Source organism: Stutzerimonas stutzeri, assembly GCF_009789555.1.
Taxonomy (GTDB): domain Bacteria; phylum Pseudomonadota; class Gammaproteobacteria; order Pseudomonadales; family Pseudomonadaceae; genus Stutzerimonas; species Stutzerimonas stutzeri_R.
In genome coordinates, this window is the sequence record NZ_CP046902.1 from 771208 (window position 1) to 783533 (window position 12326).

The 12326-nt window shown below is 59.5% G+C and carries 12 protein-coding genes; 2 read left to right on the forward strand and 10 right to left on the reverse strand.

All coding sequences use genetic code 11. The features are described from left to right. Nucleotides 1-7: 7 nt before the first annotated feature. The 10 genes from GQA94_RS03475 to rpmH form a co-directional block, all read right to left on the reverse strand. Nucleotides 8-406, reverse strand: coding sequence for a F0F1 ATP synthase subunit I (locus GQA94_RS03475; protein ID WP_158186756.1), 399 nt, complete (start codon nt 404-406; stop codon nt 8-10). A gap of 134 nt (nt 407-540) precedes the next feature. Next, nucleotides 541-1413 carry a ParB/RepB/Spo0J family partition protein gene (locus GQA94_RS03480; RefSeq protein ID WP_158186757.1) on the reverse strand — a complete coding sequence of 291 codons (873 nt, stop codon included), beginning with the start codon at nt 1411-1413 and terminating at the stop codon, nt 541-543. Between the two features lie 10 nt (nt 1414-1423). After that, complete coding sequence (locus tag GQA94_RS03485; protein WP_158186758.1) at nt 1424-2212, reverse strand: ParA family protein; 789 nt, start codon at nt 2210-2212, stop codon at nt 1424-1426. A gap of 19 nt (nt 2213-2231) precedes the next feature. Further along, nucleotides 2232-2879: a 16S rRNA (guanine(527)-N(7))-methyltransferase RsmG gene (gene rsmG / locus GQA94_RS03490; protein WP_158186759.1), complete on the reverse strand. Its 648-nt coding sequence runs from the start codon at nt 2877-2879 to the stop codon at nt 2232-2234. Then, a complete protein-coding gene (gene mnmG, locus GQA94_RS03495) occupies nt 2879-4771 on the reverse strand; it encodes a tRNA uridine-5-carboxymethylaminomethyl(34) synthesis enzyme MnmG (RefSeq protein ID WP_158186760.1) in 1893 nt (630 codons plus the stop codon). Before mnmG ends, rsmG begins: the two co-directional genes overlap by 1 nt. A 572-nt stretch (nt 4772-5343) precedes the next feature. Beyond that, complete coding sequence (gene mnmE / locus GQA94_RS03500) at nt 5344-6711, reverse strand: tRNA uridine-5-carboxymethylaminomethyl(34) synthesis GTPase MnmE (protein ID WP_158186761.1); 1368 nt, start codon at nt 6709-6711, stop codon at nt 5344-5346. Nucleotides 6712-6781: 70 nt separating this feature from the next. Then, entirely contained in the window at nt 6782-8452 is a 1671-nt protein-coding gene (gene yidC, locus GQA94_RS03505) for a membrane protein insertase YidC (RefSeq protein ID WP_158186762.1), read from the reverse strand. A gap of 2 nt (nt 8453-8454) precedes the next feature. Then, complete coding sequence (gene yidD / locus GQA94_RS03510) at nt 8455-8700, reverse strand: membrane protein insertion efficiency factor YidD (protein ID WP_158186763.1); 246 nt, start codon at nt 8698-8700, stop codon at nt 8455-8457. Further along, nucleotides 8693-9088 carry a ribonuclease P protein component gene (gene rnpA, locus GQA94_RS03515; protein WP_158186764.1) on the reverse strand — a complete coding sequence of 132 codons (396 nt, stop codon included), beginning with the start codon at nt 9086-9088 and terminating at the stop codon, nt 8693-8695. Before rnpA ends, yidD begins: the two co-directional genes overlap by 8 nt. Nucleotides 9089-9105: 17 nt before the next feature. Beyond that, on the reverse strand, nt 9106-9240 hold the full coding sequence (gene rpmH, locus GQA94_RS03520) for a 50S ribosomal protein L34 (protein ID WP_019340723.1): 135 nt from the start codon (nt 9238-9240) through the stop codon (nt 9106-9108). 501 nt (nt 9241-9741) lie between these two features. Here rpmH and dnaA point away from each other — a divergent pair. Together dnaA and dnaN are read left to right on the forward strand one after the other, a co-directional pair. After that, nucleotides 9742-11184 (forward strand): chromosomal replication initiator protein DnaA, encoded by a 1443-nt coding sequence (gene dnaA / locus GQA94_RS03525; RefSeq protein ID WP_158186765.1) that lies wholly within the window; start codon nt 9742-9744, stop codon nt 11182-11184. A gap of 36 nt (nt 11185-11220) precedes the next feature. Next, nucleotides 11221-12324 carry a DNA polymerase III subunit beta gene (gene dnaN, locus GQA94_RS03530; RefSeq protein WP_158186766.1) on the forward strand — a complete coding sequence of 368 codons (1104 nt, stop codon included), beginning with the start codon at nt 11221-11223 and terminating at the stop codon, nt 12322-12324. The last annotated feature ends 2 nt before the right edge of the window (nt 12325-12326 follow it).

Consider the following 12326-nt stretch of genomic DNA (forward strand, 5'->3'; position numbering starts at 1 on the left):
TCAGTGCTCAATGCTTCGGATTATTTTTCATCAGCAGGAGGGCGCTCGCTCCAGCGCCCAGAACCATCAGGTAACCGGCGAACAAAGCAGCCGGTTGCAGCGGTTTCACTCCCACAAACACCAGCGCAAACAGCGCTGCTGCAAGAATCTGTTTACCCATCTCGCCAGCCCAAAGAGACTGGACAATCGCCTTGGCCGAACGTGCGCCGAAATAGCGAAACGCCTTGAAGGCAAAATACACATTGGCCGATAACGCGATCAGGCCACCCAGCAGACCGGAATAGCCGGCCACCAGGCCAAAAAAAAGTCCGCACGAAGTGGCCATGACCAACGCAACGACGGCCTGTACTACCAGAACGCGAGCGACCGGCAGCCGATGAAGAGGTGTTTTGTTGCGAATATTCACCGAGGATCCATCGCCATTTTCGGTCTGCGGCGTTCAATGACCGCAGTCAAAAAAGCGCCGCGAGTATAGGAGCAGCACCCCTTGCGTTCAACCTTCAGGTAGTAATTTCCGACTGCCACTACATATATTTTGTATCAGCGAATGTGCGCGAGCACACCCTGCAGCTCATCCAGCGAATTGTAGCGGATCACCAGCTGTCCTTTACCCTTTTCGCCATGCTTGATCTGCACCGGGGACCCCAGGCGCTCAGCCAGGCGCTGTTCCAGGCGCGCTATGTCCGGATCGCTCTTGGGCTCGGCCTTCGAGCCCTGCGTGCCGTTCAGCCATTGGCGTACCAGTGCTTCGGTCTGGCGGACCGTCAGGCCGCGTGCGACAACATGCCGCGCGCCCTCGACCTGTTGCTCCGCCGGCAATCCCAGCAGCGCGCGGGCATGCCCCATTTCCAAATCGCCATGAGACAGGAGCGTCTTGATTTCATCCGGCAAGGCAATCAGGCGCAGCAGGTTGCTGATGGTTACACGCGACTTGCCCACCGCGTCTGCCACCTGCTGCTGAGTCAGTTGGAATTCCTGCTGAAGCCGCTGCAACGCGACGGCTTCTTCTATCGGGTTGAGATCCTCACGCTGGATGTTCTCGATCAGCGCCATGGCGATGGCCGCTTCGTCCGAGACATCGCGAACCAGCGCCGGTATCTTTTCCAGCCCAGCCTGCTGACTGGCACGCCAGCGACGTTCGCCGGCGATGATCTCGTAACGGCCCGAGCCGATCGAGCGGACAACGATCGGTTGCATGACGCCCTGGGTACGAATCGAATGCGCCAGCTCATCGAGTGTGACCGGATCGATGTCGCGCCGCGGCTGATATTTACCGCGCTGAATGATATCGAGCGGCAACTGTTGCAGCTCGCGCGCCTCGGCCTGAACCGCTTCATCCTGCATCGCCGTCACGTTGGCGCCGCCAAGCAGGGCATCCAGTCCGCGTCCCAGGCCTCGTTTTTTGGTCGCCATGAAAATTTCCTTATGCGGTTACGCTGCGGGCGGCTCGGCGCTGGCGACGTGACAGTTCGCCCGCCAGTGCCAGATAGGCCAAGGCGCCCTTGGATTGCTTGTCATAGACCAACGCGGGCATGCCGTGGCTGGGGGCTTCGGCCAGCCTGACATTACGCGGGATAACCGTGTCGTAGAGCTTGTCGCCGAAATGCGTCTTGAGCTGTTCGGTGACGTCGTTGGTGAGGCTGCTGCGTGGGTCGTACATGGTCCGCAAAAGCCCTTCGATCTTCAACGACGGGTTCAAGGCCTGGCCGATGCGCTGAATCGAATTGACCAGATCGGTCAGGCCTTCGAGCGCGTAGTACTCGCATTGCATCGGAATGATCACGCCATCGGCGGCGGTCAGTGCATTGATGGTCAGCATGGACAGCGAAGGCGGACAGTCGATCAGGATGTAATCGTAATTTTCGCGTACCGGCGCAAGCGCCTCGCGCAGCCGATGTTCCTTGGTCGGCAGCTTGAGCAGCGCGACCTCCGCCGCGGTGAGATCCCGGTTGGCCGGCAACAGCTGGTAGCCGCCATGCTCGGAAAACTGCATCGCATCGACCAGGCTGCATTCACCGATGAGCACGTCATAGATCGAATACTCCAGACCCAACTTATCCACACCACTGCCGGTCGTGGCGTTGCCCTGCGGATCGAGGTCGATGAGCAGCACGCGACGGCGCGTCGCCACAAGCGACGCGGCGAGGTTGATGCAGGTGGTGGTCTTGGCGACACCGCCCTTCTGGTTGGCGATGGCAAATACTTTAGCCATGGTCAGTGTCTGTCCGGAGTCATGAAGTGCGGCGCAGTATCAACAGATGGCGTTGCCCTTGGCAACCGGGAACCTTGAGAACCAGGCAGCGCTCAAGCTGGAAATCCGCCGGCAACGCTTGCAATTCGTCGTCGGGCTGGACGCCTTTCATGGCCAGCCAGCGGGTGTCGAGATCGCCCAGATGGCGCGTCCAGTCCGCGAAGTCGCTCAGGGCGCTGAACGCACGCGAGGTGATACCGGCAAAGGGCCGTGCGGGCCTGAATTGCTCGACGCGGCTGTGGACGACTTCGAGATTGGCGAGTTTCAGCTCGAGCTTGACCTGCGTGAGAAAGCGGGTCTTCTTGCCGTTCGAGTCGAGCAAGGTGAAGCTGTGCTCGGGGAACAGGATAGCCAACGGAATTCCCGGCATGCCTCCGCCGCTCCCCACATCCAGCCAGCGCGAGCCGCCTTGAGCCACGTGCGGGGCGACGCTGAGGCTGTCGAGCAAGTGACGCGACACCATCTCGGCGGGGTCGCGCACAGCTGTCAGGTTGTACGCCTTGTTCCATTTGATCAGCAGAGCCAGGTAGGCGAGCAACTGCCCTTGCTGGGTTTCATTCAGGTCGATTCCCAGCAGGCTCGCACCGTTCGTGAGTTCATGGGCGTAGCCTGCGTACTCGGCGTCCATCAAGCGCTTTGCTCCAGCTTCTGTCCGGCACTGCGCTTTTTCAGATGGATCATCAAAAGCGACACAGCCGCTGGCGTGACCCCGGGAATGCGCGAGGCCTGGCCGAGCGTCTCAGGTCGAGCGAGGGAAAGCTTGTGCTGGATTTCCTTCGACAGTCCGGAAATCGTCGAATAATCCAGGTCCGCCGGAAGCGCGACACCTTCGCTGGCACGAAGCCGGGCAATCTCTTCCTGCTGACGATCGATGTAGCCGGCGTACTTGGTCTTGATCTCGACCTGTTCGGCCACCTGAGGGTCCTCGACGCCGCCACCGGTAAGCTGGACGAGGCTGCGATAATCGATCTCGGGTCGTGCCAGCAGGTTGAGCAAGTTGTATTCGTGCGTCAACGGCGTGCCGAACCGCTCTGAAATCGCGTCGCCCTGTGGCGTCGCCGGGCGCACCCAGGTGCTTTTCAGGCGCTGCTCTTCCTGCACGATACGTTCGCGTTTGCGCTCGAAAGCGGCCCAGCGCACGTCGTCTACCAACCCCAGTTCACGGCCCTTTTCGGTCAGCCGCAGGTCGGCATTGTCTTCTCGCAGGATCAACCGGTATTCAGCACGCGAGGTAAACATGCGATACGGCTCCTGAGTGCCCAGGGTGATCAGGTCATCGACCAGCACGCCAAGGTAGGCCTCGTCCCGACGTGGGCACCAGCTGTCCTTGCCCTGGGCTCGCAATGCCGCGTTGGTTCCTGCCAGCAACCCCTGCGCACCCGCCTCTTCATAGCCGGTGGTGCCGTTGATCTGCCCGGCGAAAAAGAGGCCGGCGATGACCTTGGTTTCCAGGCTGTACTTCAAATCTCGCGGATCGAAATAATCGTATTCGATGGCGTAGCCGGGACGCACGATATGCGCCTGCTCCATGCCACGAATGCTTTGCACGATCTGAAGCTGCACATCGAAGGGTAACGAGGTGGAAATGCCGTTCGGGTAAAGCTCGTGCGTGGTCAGCCCTTCGGGTTCGATGAAAACCTGATGACTGTCCTTGTCTGCAAAACGATGGATCTTGTCTTCGATCGACGGACAATAACGTGGACCGACCCCTTCGATGACGCCCGAGTACATCGGTGAACGGTCAAGGTTGGCCGCGATGATTTCATGGGTTCTGGCGTTGGTATGGGTGATCCAGCAACTGACCTGCCTCGGATGTTGCGCGGCATGTCGCAGGAACGACATGGGTGGGATGGGTGTATCGCCCGGCTGCTCGGTCATCACCGAGAAATCCACGCTGCGCCCGTCGATACGCGGCGGCGTGCCGGTTTTCAACCGCCCGACACGAAGCGGACGTTCACGCAGTCGCTTGGCCAGTGCGATGGACGGAGGGTCTCCCGCTCGGCCGCCTGAATAGTTTTCGAGGCCGATGTGGATAAGTCCGCCCAGGAACGTGCCGGTCGTCAACACCACCGAATCCGCGAAAAAACGCAGCCCCATCTGCGTCACTACGCCTTTGACCTGATCCGCTTCGACGATCAGATCATCCGCTGCCTGCTGGAATATCCACAGATTCGGTTGGTTTTCCAGAATCTCACGCACAGCGGCTTTGTAGAGCACACGGTCAGCCTGGGCGCGGGTCGCACGCACGGCCGGTCCTTTGCGGCTGTTCAGCACACGGAATTGAATACCGCTCTGGTCAGTCGCAATCGCCATGGCACCGCCTAGCGCATCGATCTCCTTGACCAGATGGCTTTTCCCTATACCGCCGATGGCCGGATTGCAGCTCATCTGGCCGAGGGTCTCGACGTTATGCGTGAGCAGCAATGTCTTCACGCCGATCCGAGCGGCTGCCAACGCAGCTTCGGTACCGGCATGGCCACCGCCGATCACGATGACATCAAAACGGGAAGGGAAATCCACCACGCACCTCGTGCCTGTTCAGATGAGTTCTGGGAAACGGGCAAGTATAGGGCCAGGTGGCCCGTGAAAGAAGGGCTTTGCACAAAAAATGACCAGCTGGGCATACGAAGCGCTGGACTCAAGATAGATAGATAAGAGAAAAGTTATTTAAAGCTTATTTTTATGTTTATAAATAGGAAAAAGATTCCTGTGGATAGAGCGCTGTGTACCTTGTCTTCTGCGGGCTACAGCGTTTCGAAACCCTGTGTCGATCCTGGGCCGCGCCGGTGTGTTACCCGTTCATACCCTGTGGATGGAAACAGGTGTTATCCACAGGGGGATTATAAGCACGCTTGGTCCACCGCTTATCGACCGTCCTCAGGATGGGTTGTCCACAGGGCTTAGGTGGCCGGACTATGGCAATAACGTCAGGCAATCAGGCTGAAGCGGTCGCATGGAGTCAGATGGGGCAGCGAAACAGGAACGCTTCCGGGCTGTAAATCGGCGTGAGCACGCCCTGCGTGCCAGGGCGACACGTTTGTCGGGCGACCATCGGTCCGTTTCGTCACACGGGTGCCGGCAGGCGCGCTGGGCTATTTTCCGATGCAGAAGCTGGAGAAGATGCGGCCTAGCAGGTCATCGGAGCTGAAGGCCCCGGTGATTTCACCGAGCGCCTGCTGTGCCTGACGGAGATCTTCGGCGAGGAGTTCGCCGGCTCCGGCGAGCGTGAGCTGGGCATGGCCATGATCCAGGTGTTCGGCCGCCTGCCGTAGGGCATCCAGATGCCTGCGGCGTGCACTGAATCCACTCTCCGCGGTCTGGTCATATCCCATGCAGCTTTTCAGGTGCTCACGAAGCGCCTCCAGACCATCCCCCGATCGCGCTGACAGGCTCAAGGTGGTGTAGCCGTCGGGATCGATCGAGATCGTGACGTGCTCGCCTGTCAGGTCGGCCTTGTTGCGAATGAGCGTGGTCTTGCTTCGGTCGGGCCTGACCGCGAGGAACTCCGGCCAGTCGGAGCTGCCGGCGTCGGTGGAGGCCGTGCTGGCGTCCACCACCAGCAAGATGCGATCGGCATCCTCGATCGCCTTGATTGCCCGCTCGACGCCGATACGCTCGACCTGATCGTCGGTGTCGCGCAAGCCTGCAGTGTCGATGACATGCAGGGGCATGCCGTCGATATGGATGTGTTCGCGCAGCACGTCGCGCGTAGTGCCGGCGATGTCCGTGACGATGGCGGCTTCGCGCCCGGCCAAGGCATTGAGCAGGCTGGATTTGCCGGCATTTGGGCGGCCGGCGATCACCACGTTCATCCCCTCACGCAGCAAGGCGCCCTGCCCGGCTTCGCGAATCACTTCGCCCAGGTCCTGTCTGACCGCTTGCAGCAAGGCCAACACGCGGCCGTCCGCCAGGAAGTCGATCTCTTCTTCGGGAAAATCGATCGCGGCTTCGACATAGATGCGAAGCTGGATCAGTGCCTCGGTCAGCTGATGAACACGGCGAGAGAATTCGCCCTGCAACGAACGAACGGCGTTGCGGGCGGCCTGGGCCGAACTTGCTTCGATCAGATCGGCAATCGCCTCGGCCTGTGCCAGATCCAGCTTGTCGTTGAGGAAGGCACGTTCGCTGAATTCCCCCGGTCGCGCCAGGCGTGCGCCGAGTTCAACGCAGCGGCGCAACAGCATATCCATCACCACGGGGCCGCCGTGGCCCTGCAATTCGAGCACATCTTCGCCGGTGAACGAGTTCGGCCCCGGGAAGAACAGCATGATTCCCTCGTCGATGACCTCGCCGTCATCGGCATGGAACGGCCCGTAGTGAGCATGACGCGCCGCTGGCTCACGCCCGCTGAGGGTAATGGCGACCGCTTTGGCTCGGGGCCCGGAAACCCGCACGACACCGATCCCGCCTCTTCCCGGAGCGGTGGCGACTGCGGCGATGGTCTCGCGATCTGGGCTCATGCGTCTTACCTCCAGGCGGATCAATAAAGCAAAACGCCCCAATCAAGGGGCGTTCTGTTCACTCGGCAGATCAGGCGGCGCTCTGTTTCTCGATCTTGCGGGTAATGTACCACTGCTGTGCGATCGACAAGACGTTGTTGACCACCCAGTACAGCACCAGGCCAGCGGGGAACCAGAGGAAGAAGAAGGTGAAGATGACCGGCAGCAGCTTCATCACCTTGGCTTGCATCGGATCCGGCGGCGTCGGGTTGAGCTGCTGCTGGATGAACATGGTCACGCCCATGATGATCGGCAGGATGAAGAACGGATCCTTGATCGACAGGTCGGTGATCCAGAACATCCACGGTGCCTGGCGCATTTCCACGCTTTCCAGCAACACCCAGTAGAGCGCGAGGAACACGGGCATCTGGACCAGGATCGGCAGGCAGCCTCCGAGCGGGTTGATCTTTTCCTTTTTGTACAGCTCCATCATCGCCTGGGACATCTTTTGGCGGTCATCGCCAAACTGTTCCTTGAGCGCCTGCATCTTTGGCGAAACCGCTCGCATGCGCGCCATCGATTTGTAGCTGGCAGCCGATAGCGGGAAGAACGCCAGCTTGATCACGATGGTCAGAACGATGATCGACCAGCCCCAGTTGCCCAGCAGCGCATGGATGTTCTGCAGCAACCAGAAAATCGGCTGCGCGATGAACCAAAGAATTCCGTAGTCGACCGTCAGACGCAGGCCGGGCGACAATTCTTCCAGTTCGTCCTGGCTTTTCGGGCCGGCATACAGGGTGGCGGTCGCCTCGCCCTGCGCACCCGGCGCGACGGTGATCGCCGGACCGGTAAAGCCGATGATGTAATTGCCCTGGCTGTCCTTGCGGGTCTGCACCTGATTGGTCTGATCCGGAGAGGGAATCCACGCCGTCACGAAATAGTGCTGCAACCAGGCGATCCAGCCGCCCTCGACGGTTTTCTTCAGGTTCTTGTCGTCCATGTCACCCATGGACACCTTGGTATAGGGCTCGTCCTTGGTCCAGAGCGCAGCGCCCAGATACGTCGCGGTGCCCGTTGCCGTGCTCGACGAGGGATCGCCGCTGTCGTCGCGCTTGAGCTGGCCGAACATATAACCGGTCCACGGCTTGCCGCTCTGGTTGTCGATCAGGTAACTGACCGACATGTCGTAGTCGCCCCGGTCGAAAGTGAAACGCTTGATGTAGTTGACGCCGTTATCACTGTATTTCAGATCGACGACCAGCTGGTCCTGGCCCTCCGACAGTTGGTACTGCTGCTGCTCACTGCTGTACAGCGGCCGACCTGTCGCCTTGTCGGGACCGTCTCCAATCAAGCCGCTCTGGGCCTCATAGGTGCGCTCGCCACTGCGTTCGAACAGTTGGAAGGGAACGTCCGGTCGATCCTGGCGGCGCGGGAATTCAGGCAAGCGCAGGTCAACGATGTCGCCGCCGCGCGGGTCGATCGCGATGTCGAGCACGTCGGTGCGTACGCGGATCAGTTGCGAGCTTGCCTGCGTTTCGGGAAGTGCACTGGCCGGTTGTTCGCCGGCAACCGAAGGAATGTCTTGCTGTGCTCCATCGGCGGTGGCGGCAGGCGACGTATCGGGTAGCTGGGCGGCCGAAGGGTGTTGCTGAGTGGTCTCGGCAGGCAAGGCGGCTTGGCCGTAGTCCTGGTTCCATTGAAGGACCATCAGGTAGGCAACGACTGCCAGGGCGACAAGCAGGATCGAGCGTTTGATATCCATGGTTACTCGGTCATCGAAGATGAATTGGAGGTGTGGTTGGAAGGCACGGGATCATAGCCGCCCGGATTCCATGGATGGCAACGGCCGAGCCTGCGCAGGCTCAGCCAGCCACCGCGCAGCAGGCCATGGTTTTCTATGGCCTCTTGTGCGTAGCAGGAGCAACTTGGGTAGAAACGACAGTGGCTTGCCATCATGGGACTGATGGCATACCGGTAGATCCGAATGGGGATCAGAGCCAGTTTACGCATGGGCGGGTTTGCCCTGTTCCGGATCGCTGGCGTGCTGTGAAGGGGTGCGAGACAACCGCCTCCAGAGCTTGGCGAATTGCCGTGCCAGTTCTGGATTATCCAGATCAGCCAATCCTTTGCGCGCAATAACCACGATGTCCCACCCCGTCAGTTCCATCTGGTGGAGACGAAAGGTTTCACGCAGTTGCCGCTTGATGCGATTGCGCTCGACCGCGAGCTTGACGCTCTTCTTGCCGATCACCAGCCCGATACGGGGGTGTGGCAGTCCGTTCTCGCGCACCAGGATCAGAACATTTCTGCCCGGCAACTTGCCGGAAGGGGAGTCGAAGACCGCTTTGAACTGGCGCGGGGTCAGCAGTCGCTTTTCCCGAGCGAAGTCTCGACTCACTACCTGTTCCGACGTGTTCAGACCGCCAGGCGCTTACGACCTTTGGCGCGACGACGCGACAGTACGGCGCGGCCGTTCTTGGTGGCCATGCGAGCACGGAAACCGTGGGTACGAGCGCGCTTGAGGGTGCTGGGTTGGAAAGTGCGTTTCATGATGCGTTACCTGGTGATCCGTTGCGGGCCGGAATGGCCCCCTTTTAAGAGACCGGCGATTGTAGAGAAGCTGCGCGGTGAGGTCAATTTCCAGCCAGCGATGAACAGAGAAAATAATAGATAAGAGAAAAGGTATTAAAGCTTTCTAGATACAGTGCTTATAGATGGTAAACGAGGTTTCTGTGGATAACCCGCTGAAGCCCCCGACGTCCGGGCACTACGCCGATCCTGAACGTTCTGCGCAAACGGTGCGCCGGCGGTGGGAATGCGCTGGATGACCTGTGGATGATTTCTGAAGTTATCAACAGGCCGCGGTATCAGCAGGCTATGCACAGGCTTATCCGGAGCTCTCATCCTCGGTTATCAACAGCCTTTATTCACGCGGCGGGTGACGGTCATTGCGCTATTTGACTTCGAATCGCCGGGCGCACTGTGGATAACCGCGTAGCCGAGGGCTACAATGGCTGCCGTTTAAATGCTCGACAGCGTCTAGGAGATTCCGTGTCGGTGGAACTTTGGCAGCAGTGCGTTGACCTCTTGAGGGATGAACTGCCGGCCCAGCAATTCAACACGTGGATCCGTCCGCTGCAGGTCGAAGCCGAGGGAGAGGAGTTGCGTGTCTACGCGCCCAACCGGTTCGTGCTCGATTGGGTCAATGAAAAGTACCTGTCTCGATTGCTCGAGCTGCTGTCCGAGCGCGCGACTGGCTTGGCGCCCTCGCTGTCGTTGCTGATTGGCAGCAAGCGGACCGCTGCCGCGGCGCTTCCCTCGGCATCCATGGCGCGTGCCCAGCAACCCCAGCAGGCGGCGGTGCCTTTGTCGGTACCCTCTTCATCTGAACCCGTGGTTGCCGCAGAACCGGCAATCGCACCGCCGACGGTCCGGGCGGAACGCAACGTTCAGGTAGAAGGTGGGCTCAAGCACACCAGTTACCTCAACCGGACCTTTACCTTCGAGAATTTCGTCGAGGGCAAGTCGAACCAGCTTGCCCGTGCGGCCGCCTGGCAGGTTGCCGACAACCCCAAGCACGGCTACAACCCGCTGTTCCTGTATGGCGGCGTTGGTCTCGGCAAGACCCACCTGATGCACGCGGTCGGCAATCATCTACTGAAGAAAAACCCCAACGCTAAAGTGGTCTATCTTCACTCCGAGCGTTTCGTCGCCGACATGGTCAAGGCGCTGCAACTCAACGCCATCAATGAATTCAAGCGTTTCTACCGTTCGGTGGATGCGCTGCTGATCGATGACATCCAGTTCTTTGCCAAGAAGGAACGGTCCCAGGAAGAGTTCTTCCACACCTTCAATGCGCTGCTTGAAGGTGGGCAACAGGTGATCCTGACGAGTGACCGCTACCCGAAGGAGATCGACGGGCTGGAAGAAAGGTTGAAGTCGCGCTTTGGCTGGGGCCTGACCGTTGCGGTCGAGCCGCCGGAGCTCGAGACGCGTGTGGCGATTCTCATGAAAAAGGCGGACCAGGCCAGTGTCGACCTGCCACATGACGCGGCGTTTTTCATTGCGCAACGGATTCGATCGAATGTCCGCGAACTTGAAGGCGCATTGAAGCGTGTGATCGCCCATGCCCATTTCATGGGCCGTGATATCACCATCGAACTGATCCGCGAGTCGCTCAAGGACCTGCTGGCCCTGCAAGATAAGCTGGTGAGTGTCGATAATATCCAGCGGACCGTCGCCGAATACTACAAAATCAAGATATCCGATCTGCTATCGAAGCGACGTTCTCGCTCGGTGGCAAGACCGCGCCAGGTCGCGATGGCCTTGTCCAAGGAGTTGACCAATCACAGCCTGCCCGAGATCGGCGACGCGTTTGGTGGGCGTGATCACACGACGGTGCTGCATGCCTGTCGTAAAATCGCTGAACTTCGCGAATTGGATGCGGATATCCGCGAAGATTACAAAAATCTGCTGCGTACTTTGACAACTTAACAGACTGCGGCCAATTAATAGGCAAGGGACCAGACCATGCATTTCACTATTCAGCGCGAAGCCCTGTTGAAACCTCTGCAGTTGGTGGCTGGCGTCGTCGAGCGACGCCAGACCTTGCCGGTGTTGTCCAACGTGTTGCTCGTTGTGCAGGATCATCAGCTTTCGCTTACCGGAACGGATCTGGAAGTCGAACTGGTGGGCCGTGTCGCACTGGAAGATTCATTCGAACCCGGCGAGATCACGGTGCCGGCTAGAAAGCTGATGGACATCTGCAAGAGTCTGCAGCCTGATGCGCTGATCGACATACGTCTGGATGAGCAGAAAGTCGTGATCAAGTCGGGGCGCAGTCGCTTCACGCTCTCGACCTTGCCGGCCAATGATTTTCCCACTGTCGAAGAAGGCCCCGGCTCGCTGAATTTCAGCGTCAACCAGGGAAAGATGCGCCGCATGATCGAGCGCAGCAGCTTCGCAATGGCGCAGCAAGACGTTCGCTATTACCTGAACGGGATGCTGATCGAAGTCTCGAGCGGCATGTTGCGCGCCGTTGCGACCGATGGTCACCGTCTGGCGATGTGTTCGATGCAGGCAGGTATCGAGCAGCCGGATCGCCATCAGGTGATCGTGCCGCGCAAGGGCATCCTTGAACTGGCACGTTTGCTGACCGACCAGGACGGAGAGGTCAGTATCGTGTTGGGCCAACATCATATTCGAGCCACGACGGGCGAGTTCACCTTTACGTCGAAACTCGTCGACGGCAAGTTTCCCGACTATGAGCGCGTTCTTCCTCGTGGAGGCGACAAGCTGGTCGTGGGCGAACGGCAGACGCTGCGTGAAGCGTTCAGCCGCACGGCGATTCTCTCCAATGAGAAATACCGTGGCATTCGCCTTCAACTCGAAAGCGGGCTGTTGAAAATCCAGGCGAACAACCCGGAGCAGGAAGAGGCGGAAGAAGAAGTTGCCGTCGACTACAACGGCGGTTCGCTCGAGATCGGATTCAACGTCAGCTATCTTCTCGACGTGCTGGGCGTCATGACCACGGACAAGGTTCGGTTGATCCTGTCGGATGCGAACAGCAGCGCGCTCGTGCAAGAGTTCGATAATGATGACTCGGCTTACGTCGTCATGCCGATGCGCCTGTAATG

Bases quoted from the DNA above. Each gene is read 5' to 3' on its own strand.
- GQA94_RS03480 (WP_158186757.1), bottom strand. From the start codon at position 1,413: ATGGCGACCAAAAAACGAGGCCTGGGACGCGGACTGGATGCCCTGCTT.
- GQA94_RS03485 (WP_158186758.1), bottom strand. From the start codon at position 2,212: ATGGCTAAAGTATTTGCCATCGCCAACCAGAAGGGCGGTGTCGCCAAG.
- rsmG (WP_158186759.1), bottom strand. From the start codon at position 2,879: ATGGACGCCGAGTACGCAGGCTACGCCCATGAACTCACGAACGGTGCG.
- mnmE (WP_158186761.1), bottom strand. From the start codon at position 6,711: ATGAGCCCAGATCGCGAGACCATCGCCGCAGTCGCCACCGCTCCGGGA.
- yidC (WP_158186762.1), bottom strand. From the start codon at position 8,452: ATGGATATCAAACGCTCGATCCTGCTTGTCGCCCTGGCAGTCGTTGCC.
- yidD (WP_158186763.1), bottom strand. From the start codon at position 8,700: ATGCGTAAACTGGCTCTGATCCCCATTCGGATCTACCGGTATGCCATC.
- rpmH (WP_019340723.1), bottom strand. From the start codon at position 9,240: ATGAAACGCACTTTCCAACCCAGCACCCTCAAGCGCGCTCGTACCCAC.
- dnaN (WP_158186766.1), top strand. From the start codon at position 11,221: ATGCATTTCACTATTCAGCGCGAAGCCCTGTTGAAACCTCTGCAGTTG.